Annotated in this window: 15 protein-coding genes and 1 pseudogene; 9 read left to right on the plus strand and 7 right to left on the minus strand. The window is 70.1% G+C overall.

The window, feature by feature from the left end; translation table 11 throughout:
• Together AOK24_RS45250 and AOK24_RS50115 are read left to right on the plus strand one after the other, a co-directional pair.
• Nucleotides 1–785: pseudogene (locus tag AOK24_RS45250) on the plus strand (PHP domain-containing protein); the annotation flags it as partial.
• A gap of 41 nt (nt 786–826) precedes the next feature.
• Nucleotides 827–991, plus strand: coding sequence for a hypothetical protein (locus AOK24_RS50115; RefSeq protein WP_338060922.1), 165 nt, complete (start codon nt 827–829; stop codon nt 989–991).
• Between the two features lie 191 nt (nt 992–1,182).
• Here the strand turns inward: AOK24_RS50115 and AOK24_RS01105 are convergent, their stop codons facing one another.
• Entirely contained in the window at nt 1,183–2,034 is an 852-nt protein-coding gene (locus AOK24_RS01105) for an alpha/beta fold hydrolase (RefSeq protein WP_055718133.1), read from the minus strand.
• Nucleotides 2,035–2,136: 102 nt separating this feature from the next.
• Here AOK24_RS01105 and AOK24_RS01110 point away from each other — a divergent pair, with 102 nt between their 5' ends.
• Complete coding sequence (locus tag AOK24_RS01110; RefSeq protein WP_055718134.1) at nt 2,137–2,577, plus strand: winged helix-turn-helix transcriptional regulator; 441 nt, start codon at nt 2,137–2,139, stop codon at nt 2,575–2,577.
• Nucleotides 2,578–2,651: 74 nt separating this feature from the next.
• On the opposite strand, the gene AOK24_RS45255 is transcribed toward AOK24_RS01110, so the two are convergent.
• Nucleotides 2,652–3,212 (minus strand): transposase, encoded by a 561-nt coding sequence (locus tag AOK24_RS45255; protein ID WP_409121222.1) that lies wholly within the window; start codon nt 3,210–3,212, stop codon nt 2,652–2,654.
• Nucleotides 3,213–3,288: 76 nt separating this feature from the next.
• Nucleotides 3,289–9,084: a WD40 repeat domain-containing protein gene (locus tag AOK24_RS01115; RefSeq protein WP_159051763.1), complete on the minus strand. Its 5,796-nt coding sequence runs from the start codon at nt 9,082–9,084 to the stop codon at nt 3,289–3,291.
• Between the two features lie 153 nt (nt 9,085–9,237).
• Here AOK24_RS01115 and AOK24_RS48265 point away from each other — a divergent pair, with 153 nt between their 5' ends.
• On the plus strand, nt 9,238–9,387 hold the full coding sequence (locus tag AOK24_RS48265) for a hypothetical protein (protein ID WP_159051764.1): 150 nt from the start codon (nt 9,238–9,240) through the stop codon (nt 9,385–9,387).
• Between the two features lie 28 nt (nt 9,388–9,415).
• Here the strand turns inward: AOK24_RS48265 and AOK24_RS01120 are convergent, their stop codons facing one another.
• Nucleotides 9,416–9,763 carry a hypothetical protein gene (locus AOK24_RS01120; protein ID WP_055718136.1) on the minus strand — a complete coding sequence of 116 codons (348 nt, stop codon included), beginning with the start codon at nt 9,761–9,763 and terminating at the stop codon, nt 9,416–9,418.
• A 205-nt stretch (nt 9,764–9,968) separates the two neighbouring features.
• Between AOK24_RS01120 and AOK24_RS01125 the strand changes: the two genes are divergently transcribed.
• The 4 genes from AOK24_RS01125 (at nt 9,969) to AOK24_RS01140 (ending at nt 13,919) form a co-directional block, all read left to right on the plus strand.
• On the plus strand, nt 9,969–11,054 hold the full coding sequence (locus AOK24_RS01125; RefSeq protein WP_055718137.1) for an S-(hydroxymethyl)mycothiol dehydrogenase: 1,086 nt from the start codon (nt 9,969–9,971) through the stop codon (nt 11,052–11,054).
• 174 nt (nt 11,055–11,228) lie between these two features.
• Nucleotides 11,229–11,591: a bifunctional 3-phenylpropionate/cinnamic acid dioxygenase ferredoxin subunit gene (locus AOK24_RS01130; protein ID WP_055718138.1), complete on the plus strand. Its 363-nt coding sequence runs from the start codon at nt 11,229–11,231 to the stop codon at nt 11,589–11,591.
• Complete coding sequence (locus tag AOK24_RS01135; protein WP_055718139.1) at nt 11,588–12,748, plus strand: NAD(P)/FAD-dependent oxidoreductase; 1,161 nt, start codon at nt 11,588–11,590, stop codon at nt 12,746–12,748. The genes AOK24_RS01130 and AOK24_RS01135 overlap by 4 nt, the downstream gene beginning before the upstream one ends.
• 34 nt (nt 12,749–12,782) lie before the next feature.
• Nucleotides 12,783–13,919 carry an aromatic ring-hydroxylating oxygenase subunit alpha gene (locus AOK24_RS01140; protein ID WP_055718140.1) on the plus strand — a complete coding sequence of 379 codons (1,137 nt, stop codon included), beginning with the start codon at nt 12,783–12,785 and terminating at the stop codon, nt 13,917–13,919.
• Nucleotides 13,920–13,964: 45 nt separating this feature from the next.
• Here AOK24_RS01140 and AOK24_RS01145 read toward each other — a convergent pair whose 3' ends face one another.
• Nucleotides 13,965–14,762, minus strand: a complete 798-nt coding sequence (locus tag AOK24_RS01145) for an IclR family transcriptional regulator (protein WP_079056614.1) — start codon at nt 14,760–14,762, stop codon at nt 13,965–13,967.
• A gap of 151 nt (nt 14,763–14,913) precedes the next feature.
• Between AOK24_RS01145 and betA the strand changes: the two genes are divergently transcribed.
• On the plus strand, nt 14,914–16,584 hold the full coding sequence (betA, locus tag AOK24_RS01150; protein WP_055718141.1) for a choline dehydrogenase: 1,671 nt from the start codon (nt 14,914–14,916) through the stop codon (nt 16,582–16,584).
• A 37-nt stretch (nt 16,585–16,621) separates the two neighbouring features.
• Here the strand turns inward: betA and AOK24_RS49095 are convergent, their stop codons facing one another.
• Together AOK24_RS49095 and purU are read right to left on the minus strand one after the other, a co-directional pair.
• Entirely contained in the window at nt 16,622–16,780 is a 159-nt protein-coding gene (locus AOK24_RS49095; RefSeq protein WP_165854401.1) for a hypothetical protein, read from the minus strand.
• 112 nt (nt 16,781–16,892) lie between these two features.
• Nucleotides 16,893–17,765, minus strand: coding sequence for a formyltetrahydrofolate deformylase (gene purU / locus AOK24_RS01155; protein ID WP_055718142.1), 873 nt, complete (start codon nt 17,763–17,765; stop codon nt 16,893–16,895).
• Nucleotides 17,766–17,869: the final 104 nt, after the last annotated feature.

The following is a 17,869-nucleotide window of genomic DNA, read 5'->3' on the forward strand; positions in this document are numbered from 1 at the left end:
CGACCACGGCAACATGTTCGGCGCCCACGAGTTCGCGCGCGGCGCGCGGGAGACCGGGAGCGTGAAGCCGGTCATCGGCATCGAGGCGTATGTCGCGCCCTCGTCCCGCTTCTCCCGGCGCCAGGAGTTCTGGGGCACCGGCAGCAGGCGTGGCGACGACGTCTCCTGCGGCGGCCGGTACACCCACATGACGATGTGGGCGGCCACCGGCGCAACCTCTTCCGGCTCAGCACGGCCGCCAGCTACGAGGGGCAGTTCCCGGTCGGAAAGCCGCGCATGGACCGGGAGTTGATCGCCGGGCACGCCGAAGGGATCGTCGCCACCACGGGCCGTCCCTCGGGGGAGGTGCAGACCAGGCTGCGTCTCGGGCAGTACGACGAGGCGCGCGAGGCCGCGGCGGCGTACCGGGACATCTTCGGCACCGGCAACTACTACCTGGAGCTGATGGACCACGGCCTCGCCATCGAACGCGCCGTCCGCGACGGCCTGTTGAGGCTCTCCCGTGACTCCGGCCTGCCTCTCCTGGCCACGTCACCGCGGACCAGGCCGACGCGCACGACAACCTGCTGTGCATCGGCGTCGGAAAGAACAAGGACGACCCAAGCCGCTTCCGCTTCGACGGCACCGGTTACCACCTCAAGTCCCCCGCCGAGATACGGGAGTTGTTCGCCGACCTCCCCGAGGCCCGCGACAACACCCTCCTGGTCGCCGAACGCGTCGAACCCTACGACGAGGTGTTCGAGCAGGTCGACGAGACACCCCGGTTCCCCGACGTCCCCCGAGGCGCTCGTCCTCTCGGACTGGTTGGAGCGAGTTCAGATGACGGATGGTCGACGATCCGTCCGCATGGGCCCCGATCCACAAGATCGCGGGAACGCTGGACAGGGCACTTCCCGGGATCTTCGCCGCTGACTATGCGGAGAGCCTGGACGCGGCACGGCACCGTCTCAGGGAGACCATGGGCAGCCCCACCGAAGATCAGGACGGCTGAGTCGGCTGTCCTGCCGTCAGTCGGTCCGCGACACCGCCCCAAGCCCCCGCAGCATCCCACCGACGACCTCGCCCAGGGCGTGTAGCGAATGTGCTGGTCATAGCCACTCGTTGATGGTCGCCTCTCAGCAGACCGCCAACTTGTCATCCTGCGTGGTCACTGCGCGGTTTCTCTTGAGGCAATTGATCCGGTCACGCCACTCTCGCGTCCTCACCGGCCAGGAACGGACGCAGCAGTGTGAGCAGGGCGTGCGGCCGGTGCAGGGGGATGATGTGGCCGCAGTCTTCGATGACGTGTCCGGTGAGATCGTCGGTGACCGGTCGGAGCTGGCGTTCCAGCGCAGCACCGACAGGCTGGGCGCCCAGCGCCATCGTCGGCACCGTCAGGCGGGTAGTGGTGACCGCCTGCTCGATCTGTACGGCGCTCTCGGGTAGGGCCCGGTAGTACGAGAACGCGCAGCTCAACGCCTGGCGGCCGGTGTATGCGCGCACGAAGGCGTCCCGGACGCCGGGGCGCACCCCGTCGCCGAGCGTGCCGGCGCGCAGAAACCAGTCGACGTAGGCGGCCTCGTGGCCCTCCAGTACGGTCTCGGCGAGGCCGGGTGCGGCGGAATGGAAGCCGAACCACCACGGCGGCCCGTCGGCAAGGAAGTCCTCGGCGCCGGGCAGGCGGCCCAGCAGGGACTCCATGACGACCAGGCGCCGGACGAGACCGGGGCGGCGCAGAGCGAGGAGGAAGGCGGGCGCGGTACCCGCGTCGATGCCCACCACCGCGGCCGAGGACACGCCAAGCGTGGTGAGAAGCGCCGCGGCGTCCTCGGCCAGGGTGCCCGCGTCGTATCCGGAGGCGGCCCGGCTGCTCGCTCCGAACCCACGCAGGTCCGGCGCGATGACGCGGTAGCGGCCGGACAGATCGGCCATGACGTCCGTCCACAGCTCCCAGGTGTGCGGGAAGCCATGCAGCAGCAGGACGGACGGGCCCGATCCGGTGAGGGCGACGTTCAGTTCGACACCGTTGACGGGGACGCGTCGCAGCTCGGGCATGGAGGGACTCCAGTGTGCGGTGAGGAATGGTGACAGGGTCACGCTAGGGAACTAGCCTGGTCCGCCCAAGACGGCACTTTCTCTTCAGGTGGTGAGCTCTGGGTGACCACGTCGAGTCCCGGCGGACGTGACCAGCGGCCCGGTGAGCGCGGCGATCTGCTGGATCCGCGCTGCCCGACTCGCCAGTTGCTCGACCGCATCGGCACCAAGTGGACGTCGATGACGGTCAAGGTGCTGGCTGAGGAGGCTCCGGGCGAGGTCCGCTTCGCGGAGCTGCGGCGCCGTATCCCGGGCATCTCACAGAAGATGCTGTCCGCCACCTTGCAGAGCCTGGTCCGCGACGGCCTGGTCGCGCGCCGCGTGGAACCCACCGTGCCGCCCGCCGTCCACTACCGGCTCACCGAACTCGGCCTTTCCCTGGAAATACCACTCTCCGCCCTGCGGGTCTGGGCCGAGACACACATGCAGGAGATCGACCGCAACAACCAGCTCGCCGACGAGTCACGCCAACTATCGAATGGGCTGGTCATAGCCACTCATTGATGGCCGCGACGAGGACAGTCGCCTCGTAGCGGACCGCCAACTCGTCGTACCGCGTGGCCACCGCCCGGTGTCCCTTAGCCGATTGCTGCCGCACTCGACGGCATGCCTCGCCATGTAGTCCTCGCGGTCGAACTTCGGCGGACGGCCGCCGCGCGAGCCGCGCTTCTTGCGGTTGCGGGCCTGGTCAGTCTTGTCCGGGATGGTGCAGCGGACGCCACGTCGACGCAGGTAGGAGTGGTTCTTGCGGGAGGCGCACGCCTTGTCCGCGCGCACCCGCCTCGGGCGGGTACGCGACCTGCCCACCCCCGGGCGGCTCCTTCTGAAGGTCCCCCTTTGCGCGCCCTGGCGGCGTGCTGGTGGGCCCGCACGATCGTGATCAGATCCTTCGCATCCGCCCGCGCCTGGAGGGCGGTGAAGATCTGCTGCCAGGTGCCGTCCCGCTGCCAGCGGCGGAACAGGTCGTACACCCGACCCCACGGCCCGTGCTCGGCGGGTACGTCCCGCCAGGGGACGCCGGTGCGGACCCGGAACCGTATGCCGTCGATCAGCTGTCGCCGGGTCCATATCGGCGGCCGGCCGGGCTTCTTGCCCCTCGGTAACAGCGGCTCCAGCGCGGTCCGTTGTTCGGCCGTCAGATCTCTACGTGCCCCGAATCAAGATCACCTCACGGCCAAGATCCCTCTCGACACACGCCCGGCGGACCGAACCGGCCTACGCCGGCCACTCATCCAGGTCGGCCTCGGTACGGCCGAGCAGGATCTGGTCGAAGAGGGCCCCGCCGCCGTCGGTGCGCAGACCGATCTGGGTGATCCTCTTCAGCTTGCCGGCGGCCTGCGCCCACAGATCGATGCGCACCAGCTTCCAGTCGCCGTGCGGAAACTCCTCCTCCGGGATCATGATCTCGGTCACCTGTGGAGCGGTCGGGAAGTGCGAGACTCCGGCGTTGACGGCCACGTAGTGCAGGTTCTCCTGGTGGCCGCCCCCGTCCGCGTCCGCGCTGCCGCCGGAGCCGAGGCGCAGGCCGATCCCGGTGGTGTGGTCACTGAGCGCCTTCCAGGCGAACTGGAGATAGCGGTACTGGCCCGGGGTGGCCGGGTGCTCCACGATCTCGAAGTTCCAGTCGTGCATGGTGTCCAGGAAGAAGAAGCCGTGGCGGATCGGGTACTGCCCCCGCGGCATCGCCACCGGCACCCGCAGACACCGGGTGCCGGAGTAGGCGCCGCCCTCCTGGATGTCGACGACGCTCCTGGGCTGGGCCAGCAGGTCCTGTACGTCGTCCACGCGGTCGTCGAAGAGGACGGCGACGGCATTGTCCTCGACCACGTCCCGGTGTGACGCGCCGAGCACCTCGCCGTGGAAGACCAGTTCGCCGAGCCTCAGATTGCCCTGCGGCCAGACACCGCCGCCGGTCGAGACGAGGCGGAAGCGCCCTGAGTACAGCTCCAGGTCGTGGCTGTGCAGGGCCTGGTCGGACAGCAGCATCGGGCCGTCCCGCCAGGTGGCGTCGCGGGCGTCCCACCACTGGATCAGGACGTCCCGCAGCCAGGACTCGGGGTGTGCGGGGTCCTCGGCGAACGTGACGCCGGTCAGCTTCAGCTGGTAGCGGAAGGTGTCCACGGTGAGCTCGAAGTGGGGGTCCGCGCCGACCGATGCCAGACCTGCGAGGAGCGGCCGTTGCAGCCAGGGCTGGGCGGGCGGGGCGGCACTGCCGTCGGTCAGGGGCGCGAAGACACTCGGCGCGTGCGGGTCCTGGACCGGGCCCATGTCGTAAGTGCCGAGTGGGCTGATCTTCTGCATGAAGAGGTAGGCGTGGGTGTCCACGACGAGGTTGGGGGTCAGTTCGAGCGGCTCGGACCTCGCGTTGCCCCAGTCCGTCCTGCGCACCACCGGCACCGGGTCCGGGGCCGTCAGCTTGCGGCGGATGTCCCGCTCCTCGGGGACCAGCCGGGTCCGCCAGCGTTCTTCGAGGTCGGCGTCGTAGCGGAGCACCGTGCCCGTCCAGGTGGCGACGAGCAGATCGCCGTCGGGCAGCCAGGCCGGTACCGGGAGCGCCCGCAGGTCGGTGGCGGTCAGCAGGGTGCCATCGCGCTCCAGTACGGCGAGGGTGCCGAGTTCGCTGCCGACGGCGACCCGGCTGCCGTCGGGCGAGACGCGCGGGCGGCGCAGGAAGTCGTCCCCGGTGTAGGTCCACAGGAGTCCGGTCGCGGTGTCGTAGGCCCGCAGTTGGTTGCCCGTGGTGACGGCGAGGAAGGTGCCGTCGGCGGAGAGGGACAGCTCGCTCGCCGCGGTGGGGATGGTGTTGACCAGGGCGCCGTCGCGGATCACGTATACCCGGCCGCCGTCGGCCTGCGCCGTGATCGCCGCCGTACGACGGTCGCCGCTGACCGCTGCCACGCCGAACGTCCCGCCGAAGCCGGCGCCCCTGACGATGGAGAAGGACCACAGCAGGGCGCCGTTCGCTGCCGATCGGCCGCTGACGGTGTTGTCGGCGAAGGTGATCAGGGTGTCGTCGTCGAGGGCGAGGAGGCGGAGGGGGGTGCGGCGGTTCTCGGACCACCAGGAGTCCGCCCAGCTCTCGTTCCACTGCTCCTGCCCCTGCTCGTCCACCTCGCGCCGCCACACCGCGAGGCCCAGGTCGCCGGAGGTGGCGATCCAGGAACCGCCGGGTGCCGACGCGAAGTTGTTCAGGCCGTAGTCGTAACCCCAGTCGCTCTTGGACCAGTCGGTGGCCTTCTTGGGCAGGCCGTACAGGGCGAAGCGGCGCTGGGGCTGTCCGGCGGGGTCCAGCTGGTAGAGGTGGTAGCCCTCGGCGGCGTTGATGTCGAAGCCCTGGACGACGAAGCCGTCGGGGCGGGTGGTGGGGGAGTAGGCGAAGTGGTGGCCCAGGCGGCGGCGCCAGCGGGTGCGGCCGGTGGCGAGGTCGAGGCCGTAGAGGTTGTGGTCCCAGTCGAAGGTGTTGAGGGCGGCGGTGTCGCCGTCGGCGGAGACGGCGATGTCCCGTACGTGCGGGCCGAATCCGTCCTCGGAGGCGGTGGGGAGCGGGTCGTGCAGCAGTGGGACGATCGCGTAGAGCCGGGCCGGTACGGTGCGCAGGTCGGCGGTGAAGGTGCCGCCGAGCAGGGAGACGGGTTTGCCGGTGAGCAGGTCGATGACCTGGTGCAGTGCGGGCAGCCGTACCGTCAGCCGCGTCTGCACGGGCAGGTGCTGGGCGCACAGCAGCCCGACCCGCCAGGCGATCTCCGGTTCCCAGTCGGGCCGGGTGGTGTTGACGGCCCAGATGTAGGTGATGTCCCCGGCCGTCCATTCGCTGAGCAGCACCTCGGGGTTGTCGCACTCGGCGACCGGGGTGACGGCGCTCAGGGTCTGGGCGAGGGCGGCGCCCTGGTCCAGGAAGGCACGGCGCATCCGGTAGTAGGCGGTGTCGTCGTTCTGACAGGCGGGTTCGTCCTTGCGGTTGATCCGGTCGAAGGCGAGACCCAGCCGGCCGTAGGCGTCGCGGATGGACGGGTGGCAGGTGTCGTCGGCGTACACCGGGACGGTCTCGCATGCCTTGTTCAGGGCCGCCGCCAGGGGCGGATCCAGCTCGGCCTGCTGGCCCACGAGCAGGACGGCCTGGTAGCCGCGCAGTACCTCGGCGTCGACGTCCTCGGTGAAGACGAAGGACGCGGGCCGGTGCGCGTGCAGGCAGGCGGCCCAGGCGCTGTACAGGCGCATGAAGTAGAGGCTGCTGAACCAGCCGCCCTCGAAGGTCTCCAGGCGCAGCATGCGGGTGGAGACGACGATCGCGACCCGGTTGGCGCTGTCGGCGCCCGCGACGGCCGGTCCGAGGCGGGCGATCATGTCGAACGCGGCGCGCTGCACCGAGGTCTTGCCCGCCCCGCCGGAGCGCGGTTCGCCGGGTTGGGTGCCGCTGCCGCCGCCGCGTTCCGGAGCGGCGACGACCCCTTTCATCTGACGGGCGTTCTCGTCAGTGACCATGCCGGTGCCGTTCGGGCCGCGCATCACCTGCTGGAAGAGCGTCGGCAGGAACATTCCGCCGGTGCCGTCGTCGTTGGTCAGCTCCGGGTGGCCCCAGACGGGTTTGCCCGGCCGCCGGTAGAAGTCGACCATGTGGGCGGAGGACAACGGAAGTTGGATCTGCTCGGCCTGGTAGTGCAGATCGACCTCGTCGACCTCGGCGAACAGCAGCGGGGGTACGGTCTGCGGCTGCCGGTACGGCGCGGTCGCGGCGGTGAGCCGGCCGGGGGACGCCTCGTTCAGCGCTGTGCGGAGCTCGGCGGCCTCCGTCGGCTTCAAGGTGATCGAGCGCTCGGTCACGGTGTCGAGGACGGGCAGCCAGGTTGTGCTGGTGCCGGCGGCGATGGCCTCGCTGGCGGTGGTGTACTCGGCCTTTTCGTCGGCGTTCGCGGCGACCGCGCCCACCGGGCCGATCCACCAGTTGGCGCCCCAGGTCCAGCCGCGGAACGCCGCGTAGGCGTCGAGGGTGCGGGTCCCCGTCGCGAGGTCGGTCTTCAGCTCCTCCAGCGTGCGGATCTCGTGGTTGCCCGGCCATTCCAGCGGCAGGAAGGTGTCGTTGGAATGGAGGACGCCCTGTTCCTCGATGCCGTACGCACCGTATCCGGCGATGGTCCGGCGGCCCACGTCCTCGAAGAGGGCCTTGCGGTAGTGGACGGCGACCGGGCTTGCCTTCAGCCGGGCGGCGATCTCCGCATCGGCGTCGTACTCGGTGGCGAAGGTGACGGTGCCCCAGTGCACCCCTAGCCGGTCGACGGCGAGGTTGAGGCCGAGCGTCCGCGTCCGGTGCAGATGGGCCTGGACCACGTCCGGGAGGTCCCTGAAGGCCGGCGGGAAGTTGGTGGGGGGGTTGATGAGGAGTTCACGGGGGTCGGCGGGGAAACTGGCCCCGTTGGGGCCGTAGATGTCGGTGTAGAGGGTGAGATGGTAGTCCGGCCGGTCGGTGAAACCCGGCCCGATCTCCAGGTACTGCGGGGCGATGGTGAGGAGGAGACCGGCCGGTGGGTCGGCGTCGAGGACATGCCGGCCGGGTTCCAGCGTGCCGGTGATGTCCGCGCCGATGACCAGCTGTCCGAAGTGCTTGGCAGGGTCCAGGCCGACGTTCCACTCGTGGAGCCGCTCACCGTCCCGTTTCAGTACGACGGTTACGGCGGCCGGCTGCGGTACCCCCGCGCCCATACGGGCCTCGACGCGGAGGGTGACGGCCTCGCCGCGGCCGTAGTGGAGGCGGTTGAGGTTGACCGGCCTCTCCTTGCCGTCGCGGTCCTTGACGATCCGGCAGCTCATCAGGGACAGCGAGCCCTGCACGGTCGTGCCCGGCGTGGGCGCGGCCGGGCGGATCTCGACCATGCCGTCCACCACATACTCCGACAGCCGTCCCGCCACATCCGGCGACACCCGCACCTGGTACAGGCCCCGGGCGTCGGCGGGCGGGGTCACCGCGCCGCCGGTCAGCGGGAGTTCGGTGAACTCCGGGACGCCGAGCGGGCGCAGCCAGACCCGGAAGCGCGGCCGGTTCGGCCAGCTGCCCGGGCTGTGCGTGATGGTCAGGGGCATCGGCTTTCCCGCGGTCCACACGTCCGCGTCGTACTGCACGGTGAGCAGTTCGACGTCGCCGAGCACCGGGGTTTCGGCCGCCCCGGTCTTCCCGTCGTACACCTCGAACAGGTACCGCTCGTCGTCCCGTTTCACGTAGTACCGGAGGCGGTGCTGGTCGCCGTCCTTGTCGTCACGGAGCCGCAGGTGCCCCACCGTGTGATCGTCGGCGGGAAGGTCGAGGGGGGCGGGTGTCTCCCCTCCGTCCGCGTCGTAGATCACCAGTTCCTGTGTGCTCTTGACGACGCACAGACCGCCGTTCCCGGTGACGTCGAAGCTGTTGTTGAGGTCGCCCGAGACCTTGACCGGTTTGGACCAGAGGAGCCGACCTGTCCGGAGGTCGCTGGCACAGACGAACCCCAGCGTGCCGTTCGTGACATGCGGCCAGGCCGTGTAGACACGCCCGGAGTCCGCGGAGCTCTCGATCACCCGCAGGCCGACCGCGCTGCCGGTGGACCTGACCTCGGCCGGGAGCCCGGTGAGCGTGACCTCCCGGTCCAGGGTGCCGGTGGGGGTCAGCCTGACCACGCGCAGGCGATGCTGGTCGAGGGCGTAGAAGAAGCCGGACGGCACTGCCTCGATGCCGGAGGGTGCGTTGTAGCCGAGCGTGTTGTCGGCGGCGAAGTCGTCGTAGTGGCCGAGCTGCCTGAACTGGTCGTCGTAGAACACGATCCGGTGCGCGAAATGGGCCTCCGCGATCGCGATCGTCCCGGACGCGTTCGCCGTGACGGCCAGCGCGGCGGCTCCCGCCCGGAAGAACGTCTGCTTCGTGCCGTCCGGCTTCAGCCGCAGCAGACGGCCGTCGGGGGTGCCGCCGACCACGAGGTAAACGTTGTCATCGAGGCCGAAGCCCATCTTCAGATTCGATACCTCGAAGACGGTGTTGTACCTGGACACGACCTGTTCGATCCTGCGTGCGTCCACTGCTGCTCACCCCCGGGTTCTCCCGCCCACGCCCCCTGCACGCTTCCTGCGGCTCGTCCATCACCAGGATCCCGATCACCAGAGACCGAGCACAATCGCTGAAACGGGTGACGTTTCCCTACGCCCGTGCGCGGGCTGGTACGGCCGGCGACGACGGTCTACGCCCTGCGGGACCGGGTCGACGCGAAGACCATCGCCTCGGAGGTGAAAGAGGCGTTCGGGGCGGAGGCGTGGCAGGGGGAGCGTGACCTCCCGTGCCGTCATCGAGTCACCTGACACCGCGTACGGTCATCGCCTCACCGCCTCACCGCACACTCCACGCCGTCACCGACTCCAACGGCACCCGGAAGTATTCGCCCAGCGCCGCCGGCAGGCTGCTCGACCCGGAGATCAGCTGGCAGCCGTGCAGGTGCAGGAAGACCGGGGGGTACGCGAGGGGTTCGGCGGCCTCGCGGCGGAAGGCCTCGCCGAAGTGTTCGTCCGGTGCGCTGTCGTCGTCGAGGAGGCCGGCGACGGAGGTGGCCCAGGTGCGGTGGGTGGTGAGGCGGCCGGTGAGGACGACGCCGTGGGCGACCACGGTGAGGCGCGGGCCGGCGCCCTCCATCTCGGTGCGGTTGATCAGGTCGATGAGGAGTTCGTCTCGCGCGGGCATGGCCGAACTCTACTGATCAGGAAGCCCGGTGGACGCCGGTTCACCCGAGGTGACGCCCGCCCTGCCTCCGGCCGCGCGGTCGCTCTCTTCCCCGTCGGCTACGCGTCTAGTCCCGCTTCTTGACCGCGCCCGCCCGCTCCCCGATGCTGTGTTGCGTTACATGAGATGCGTACCGCAATGAGCAACATCGAACTCGGGAGTGGTCATGGCTCACCAGGTCCGTGCTGTCGTCGCGCGAGGAAAGGGCGCCCCCGTCTCCCTGGAGACGATCGTCGTGCCGGACCCGGGTCCGGGGGAGGCGCTGGTGAAGGTCGAGGCGTGCGGGGTGTGCCACACCGACCTGCACTACCGGGAGGGCGGCATCAACGACGACTTCCCGTTCCTCCTCGGGCACGAGGCGGCCGGTGTCGTCGAGGCGGTAGGGGAGGGGGTGACCGACGTCGCGCCCGGCGATTTCGTGATCCTCAACTGGCGTGCCGTGTGCGGGAATTGCCGGGCCTGTCTGCGCGGGCGCCCGCAGTACTGCTTCAACACGCACAACGCCAAGCAGAAGATGACCCTGCTGGACGGCACCGAACTCGCCCCGGCGCTCGGGATCGGCGCGTTCGCGGAGAAGACCCTCGTTGCGGCAGGCCAGTGCACGAAGGTCGACCGGGCCGCTTCCCCGGCCGCCGCCGGGCTCCTGGGCTGCGGCGTGATGGCGGGGATCGGCGCCGCCATCAACACGGGGAACGTCGGACGCGGTGACACGGTCGCCGTGATCGGCTGCGGCGGCGTCGGCGCGGCGGCCGTCGTCGGGGCCGCGCTGGCGGGCGCCGCGAAGGTCATCGCCGTCGACATCGACGACGCCAAGCTGGAGACGGCGGCGAAACTGGGTGCCACCCACACCGTCAACTCCCGCGGCACGGACGCCGTCGAGGCGATCCAGGAGCTGACCGGCGGCTTCGGCGCGGACGTCGTGATCGAGGCGGTCGGCAGGCCGGAGACGTACAAACAAGCCTTCTACGGACGGGACCTGGCCGGGACGGTCGTCCTCGTCGGCGTGCCCACGCCCGAGATGAAGCTCGAACTCCCGCTGCTGGACGTCTTCGGGCGCGGCGGCTCGCTCAAGTCGTCGTGGTACGGGGACTGCCTGCCGTCCCGGGACTTCCCGATGCTGATCGACCTCTATCTCCAGGGGCGGCTGCCGCTCGACGCGTTCGTCACCGAGACGATCCAGCTCGACGAGGTGGAGAAGGCGTTCGACCGGATGCGTCAGGGGGATGTCCTCAGGTCGGTCGTCATGTTCTGACGACCTGTCAAATCCCTTGCTGGACGCGCCTGTTCCGCCTGCTCACGCGGGTGGGACGGGCGCGTCCGGCTGTCCTGGAAACCCCGCCTTTGGACTCCTTGACAACGGTTCGGGGCGGCTCCACACTGGCGTTGCGCTTACCGCAATCCGTTTCGCTATACGCACCGAGGTGTCATGATGATTCCCGCGTGCCGTCTCGCGGACCTGCCGCGAGGTGAGGCATACCGGCTCGACATCGACCCGCCCGTCTCGGTGTTCCACACCGACGACGGCGAGGTCTTCGCCATCGACGACACCTGCACCCACCAGGACGCCTCGCTCGCGGACGGCTGGCTGGAGGGCTGCGAGGTGGAATGCCCCCTGCATGCCTCGAAGTTCGACCTGAGGACCGGCGCGGTGGACTCCCCGCCCGCCAAACTCCCGGTCCGCACCCACGAGGTGGTCGTCGAGGACGGCATGATCCATGTGAAGGTCTCCACCGAGGCCCCCAACCTGCCGCCCTGCATGGCGTCCCGGCTCGCCCAGGGGACCGCGTGAGGACGGTCGCCGTGGTCGGCGCGTCGCTGGCCGGCCTCTCGGCGGCCCGCGCGCTGCGGGCCCAGGGGTACGACGGCCGGCTGATCGTCGTGGGCGACGAGATCCACCGCCCCTACGACCGGCCCCCGCTCTCCAAGGAGTTCCTCGCCGGCACGTACGGCGAGGCCGAACTCGCCCTGGAGACGGACGACGAGGACCTCGACGCCGAGTGGCTGCTCGGGACGCGCGCCACCGGACTCGACGTAGGTGCACGCGAGGTGAGGCTCGCGGACGGCCGGCAGATCAACGCGGACGGCGTCGTCATCGCCACCGGCGCCGCCGCCCGCGCCCTCCCCGGCTCCGAGAACCTCGCCGGGGTGCACACCCTGCGCACCCTGGACGACGCGCGCGCCCTCAAGGCCGAACTCGCCGCCGGCGGACGGCTCGTGGTGATCGGCGGCGGCTTCATCGGCGCCGAGGTCGCCTCCACCGCACAGGCCCTGGGCCTGGAGGCGACCGTCGTCGAGGCCGCCCCCACCCCGCTCGCCGGCCCCCTCGGCGCGGACATGGGCGCGGTCGTCTCCGGCCTGCACACCGACCACGGCGTACGGCTCCTGTGCGGGGTCGGCGTCAAGGGGCTCGGCGGCGAACGGCGCGTGGACGCCGTGCTGCTGGAGGACGGGCGCAGCCTCCCCGCCGACATCGTCGTCGTCGGCGTGGGCGCCCGGCCCTGCGTGGAGTGGCTCGACGGCTCGGGCGTCCCGCTCGACAACGGCGTCAAGTGCGGCGCGGACGGCCGGACCGGCGTACCCGGCGTGGTCGCGGTCGGCGACTGCGCGAACTGGTACGACCCGCGCAGCGGCGGGCACCGGCGCGTGGAGCACTGGACGGGCGCGCTGGAACGCCCGGCCGCCGCCGTCAGGGCGCTGCTCGCGGGGGACGGCGCCGAGCCGCCGGCGACCCCGCGGCCCCCGTACTTCTGGTCCGACCAGTACGGCGTACGCATCCAGTTCGCCGGACACGCGGCCGGTGCCGACCGTGTCACCGTCGAGGCGGGCAGCGCCGACGTGCGCGACGTCCTCGCCGTCTACCGGCGCGGGGAGACACCCGTCGCCGTCCTCGGGATGAACCAGCCCCGCCTGTTCACCCGCTGGCGCAAGCAACTCGCCGCCGCCTGAACGACTTTCCCCGACGCAACCCGAGGAGTGCCCCGTGACCTCGACCGGCCTGCCGGACAGCCTCATCGCCACCCTCCCCGGCTCCTCCTACACCGATCCCGGGATCTTCGCCCAGGAGCAGGAGCGCATCTTCGAGACCATGTGGTTCTGCGTCGTGCGCGCAGCCGACCTGCCCAAACCGGGCGCGTTCCGCACCGTCGACGTGGGCCGCGAGTCCCTCCTCGTCACCCGCGCCCGCGACAACTCGATCCGCGCCTACTTCAACGTCTGCCGGCACCGCGGCGCGAAGCTGTGCACGGAGGAGTCAGGCGAGGTCAAGCGCGCCTTCCAGTGCCCGTACCACGCCTGGACGTACGACCTCACCGGCAAGCTCGTCGCCGCGCCCAACCTGACGAAGATGCCCGACGTCGGGCGGACCGAGTACGGCCTCGTGAGCGTGCACGTGCGCGAGTGGCTCGGCTACGTGTGGGTGTGCCTGGCAGAGAACCCGCCGTCCTTCGAGGAGGACGTGATGGGCGCGGTCGTCGAGCGGCTCGGGGACACCGAGTCCATCGACCACTACGACATGGCCAACCTGTCGCTCGGCAAGCGGATCGTGTACGACGTGCAGGCCAACTGGAAGCTCATCATCGAGAACTTCATGGAGTGCTACCACTGCGCGACGATCCACCCCGAACTGACCGAGGTGCTCCCGGAGTTCGCCGACGGGTACGCCGCCCAGTACTACGTGGGGCACGGCGCCGAGTTCGGTGACGACGTCCAGGGGTTCACCGTCGACGGCTCCGAGGGGCTCGACCGCATCCCGGGGGTCGCCGACGAGCAGGACCGGCGGTACTACGCGATCACCGTCAAACCGCAGGTGTTCATCAACCTGGTGCCCGACCACGTGATCTTCCACCGGATGTACCCGATGGCCGCCGACCGCACGGTCGTCGAGTGCGACTGGCTGTACCTGCCCCACGTCGTGGAGTCCGGCAAGGACGTCAGCCGGTCCGTGGAGCTGTTCCACCGCGTCAACCAGCAGGACTTCGACGCCTGCGAACGGACCCAGCCCGGTATGCACTCGCGGATGTACGCGAAGGGGGGCGTGCTGGTGCCGAGCGAGCACCACATCGGGGCGTTCCACGACTGGGTGCTGGAGCGGCTGGGGGAGCCGGCGCAGCAGAGGTGAACCGGGGCGGTCGGGTGAACTCGGCCTGCTCCCGGCCGGGTCGGCTCAGCCCAGGTGCCCCATCCGGCGGCTGATCTCCTCCGCCCCCTTCAGCAGCACCGGCGCGAACTCGTGCAGCCGGTCCTCCGTGAAGCGGTACGCCGGTCCCGAGGCGCTCAGCGCCGCGATCACCTCGCCGTCCCGGCCCCGGACCGGCGCCGCCATCGCGTGCAGCCCGACCTCCAGCTCCTCCAGCGTGTAGGCGTAGCCGCGCTCCAGGGACTCGGCGAGGTTCTTCTCCAGCTTCGTCTTCGCCGTGATCGTGCGCGGCGTGAGCTTCTTCAGCCCGGTCTCGGCCAGCAGCGCGGCCCGCTCGGTCGCCGGGAGCGCCGCGAGCAGCACCTTGCCGCTGGACGTCGCGTGCAGCGGCGTGAGCTGGCCGACCCAGTTGTGCACGGCGACGGCTCCGGGGCCCCGTACCTGGTACAGGTTGATCGCGTAGTGCTCCTGGAGCACCGCGATGTTGACGGTCTCGCCGATTTCCTCGGCGAGCCGCTCGCAGATCGGCCGGGCCTGCTGGGTGATGTCTATGCGCCCGGTCACCGCCCCCGCGAGCCGGACGATGCCGAAGCCGAGGCGGTACTTGCCGCGCTCACCGGCCTGTTCGACGAGCCCGCGCGCCTCCAGCGCGCCGAGCAGGCGGAACGCGGTGGATTTGTGAACGTCGATCTCCGCCGCGACCTCGCTGACCCCCGCTTCGCCGCGCTGGGCGAGGATCTCCATGACGCTGATCGCGCGATCGACCGACTGGACCCCGCCGGCCTGGGAAGTGGACGTCTCGGTATCTGGGGTGTAGTTGCTCACAGTGAAACTATACGCGCGGTAAACAACACGGCTGCAAGCAACACGGCCGTAGCAAACTCGTTCCAAGTTGCGCTTACCGCAACCTGGTGCGCATAGCGCGCTCAGCACTAGCATTCCCGGCGTACCAATGGCGCGAGGGAGACGAGGCACCATGGCAACACCCCACTACGACTTCGTCATCGTCGGCGGCGGCTCGGCAGGCAGCGCACTGGCGAACCGCCTCTCCGCGAACCCGGCGAACCGGGTCCTGGTCCTGGAGGCGGGCCGCAGCGACCACCCCTGGGACGTCTTCATCCACATGCCCGCCGCACTCACCTACCCCATCGGCAGCCGCTTCTACGACTGGAAGTACGAGTCCGAGCCCGAGCCCCACATGGGCGGGCGGCGCGTCTACCACGCGCGCGGCAAGGTCCTCGGCGGCTCCTCCAGCATCAACGGCATGATCTTCCAGCGCGGCAACCCCATGGACTACGAGCGCTGGGCCGCCGACCCGGGCATGGAGAGCTGGGACTACGCGCACTGCCTGCCCTACTTCCGGCGCATGGAGAACTGCCTCGCCGCCGACCCCGACGACCCCTTCCGGGGCCACGACGGGCCCCTCGTCCTCGAACGCGGGCCCGCCACCAACCCGTTGTTCGGCGCGTTCCTCAAGGCGACCGAGCAGGCCGGGTACGCGCCCACGCCCGACGTCAACGGTTACCGGCAGGAAGGCTTCGCCGCCTTCGACCGCAACGTCCACCGCGGACGGCGGCTCTCCGCGTCCAAGGCGTACCTCAAGCCCGTCCGCAAACGGCCCAACCTCACCGTGAAGACCCGGGCGTTCGTCACCCGGGTTCTTTTCGAGGGCAAACGCGCGGTCGGCGTCGAGTACGAACGCGGCCCCGGCGCCGCCCAGCAGGTCCGCGCCGGCGAGGTCATCCTGTGCGGCGGCGCCATCAACTCCCCCCAGCTCCTCCAGGTCTCGGGCATAGGCAACGCCGAGGAACTGAACGCCCTCGGCATCGACGTCGTCCACGACCTGCCCGGCGTCGGCGAGAACCTCCAGGACCACCTGGAGGTCTACGTCCAGTACGCCTGCAAACAACCCGTCTCCATGCAGCCGTACATGGCGAAGTGGCGCGCCCCCTTCATCGGCCTCCAGTGGCTCTTCCGCAAGGGGCCCGCCGCCACGAACCACTTCGAGGCGGGGGGCTTCGCCCGCAGCAACGACGACGTCGACTACCCCAACCTGATGTTCCACTTCCTGCCGATCGCGGTCCGCTACGACGGCTCCTCGCCGGCCGGCGGCCACGGCTACCAGGTCCATGTCGGCCCCATGTACTCCGACGCGATCGGCTCGGTGAAGATCAGGAGCAAGGACCCCCGGGTCCACCCGGCCCTGCGCTTCAACTACCTCTCCACGGAGCAGGACCGCCGCGAGTGGGTGGAGGCGATCCGGGTGGCCCGCGAGCTCCTGAGCCAGCCGGCCCTGGCACCCTACAACGACGGCGAGATCTCCCCGGGCCCGTCCGTGGCCTCCGACGAGGAGATCCTCGCGTGGGTGGCCAAGGAGGGCGAGACGGCCCTCCACCCGTCCTGTACCTGCAAGATGGGCACGGACGACATGGCGGTGGTCGACCCCGCGTCGATGCGGGTCCACGGCGTCGAGGGCCTGCGCGTGGTCGACGCCTCGGTGATGCCCTACGTCACCAACGGCAACATCTACGCCCCGGTCATGATGATCGCCGAGAAAGCCGCGGACCTGATCCTGGGCAAGACCCCGCTCCCGGCGTCGGAGGAGGCGTACTACCGCCACCGGGACGCGCAGAAACAAGCGGGATAGAGATGGGGGGGAGCCGGACCCCGGCTCCCCCCACCGCTCAGCTGTCGTCCCGCCTCCCCGGCATCAGCACGGCCAGCGTGCTGCGCGCTTCACGCCGCAGAGCATGGCTGCGGGAGAACGTGGCGGTGAGAGCGATGAGCGAGACAGTGCAGCCGTAGAACACGGCGGCGATGCTGGAGAGGAGCCCGACCGACACCGGGCACGCACCCTTCTTCCCCCGTCCGGCCCGCGCGTCAGATCAGGCGGGCGCCGATGCGTTTCCCCTCCATAGTACGAGGGGCGTCAACTCGGCGGTAGGGGGCGACGGTTCAGCGGAACACCACCGTGCGGTTGCCGTCCACCATCACCCGGCTCTCGCTGTGCCACTTCACCGCGTGGGCCAGCACCTGCGCCTCCACGTCCCGGCCCACCGTCACGAGGTCCCTCGGGGCCAGGGAGTGGTCCACCCGGGTCACGTCCTGCTCGATGATCTGCCCCTCGTCGAGGTCGGACGTCACGTAGTGGGCGGTGGCCCCCACCAGCTTCACCCCCCGCAGATGCGCCTGGTCGTAGGGGCGGGCGCCCTTGAAGCTCGGCAGGAAGGAGTGGTGGATGTTGATGGCGCGGCCTTCGAGCTGCTTGCACAGGTCGTCGGAGAGGACCTGCATGTAACGCGCGAGTACCACGAGATCGACGTCGAGATCACGCACCAGCTCCAGCAGCCGCGCCTCGGCCTCGGGCTTGGTCTCCTTGGTGACCGGGATGTGGTGGAAGGGCACCCCGTAGCTCTCGGCGAGTCCCTCGAAGTCCCGGTGATTGGAGACGATCGCCGGGATCTCGATGTTGAGCGCGCCCGAACGCCCCCGGAACAGCAGGTCGTTGAGGCAGTGCCCGAACTTGGACACCATGATGAGGGTCCGGGTCGGCGTCGAGGCGTCCCGCAGCGTCCAGGTGATGTTGTACGCCTGGGCGACGGGCCCGAACCGCAGCCGCAGCGGCTCCAGTTCGCACGCGGGGTCGGCCACGTCGAAGTGGACCCGCATGAAGAACCGCCCGGTCATCCGGTCGTCGAACTGCTGACTCTCCAGGATGTTCCCGGAGTTGCGGACGAGGAACCCGCTCACGGCGTGCACCAGCCCGGCGCTGTCGGGGCAGGAGAGGGTGAGGACGAACTCACGGCCGGATCGTGTACGAGAAGACATACGGGCCTCCGTTGATGCGCATGACACAACGCGGTGAGCGATACGCAACATGGTCGGGTGAGGGTGGGGGGAGGTCAAGGCCGCCGGGTCAACTGCCCGGTTGG

Origin of the sequence: Streptomyces niveiscabiei (assembly GCF_001419795.1) — a bacterium.
Classification (GTDB): domain Bacteria; phylum Actinomycetota; class Actinomycetes; order Streptomycetales; family Streptomycetaceae; genus Streptomyces; species Streptomyces niveiscabiei.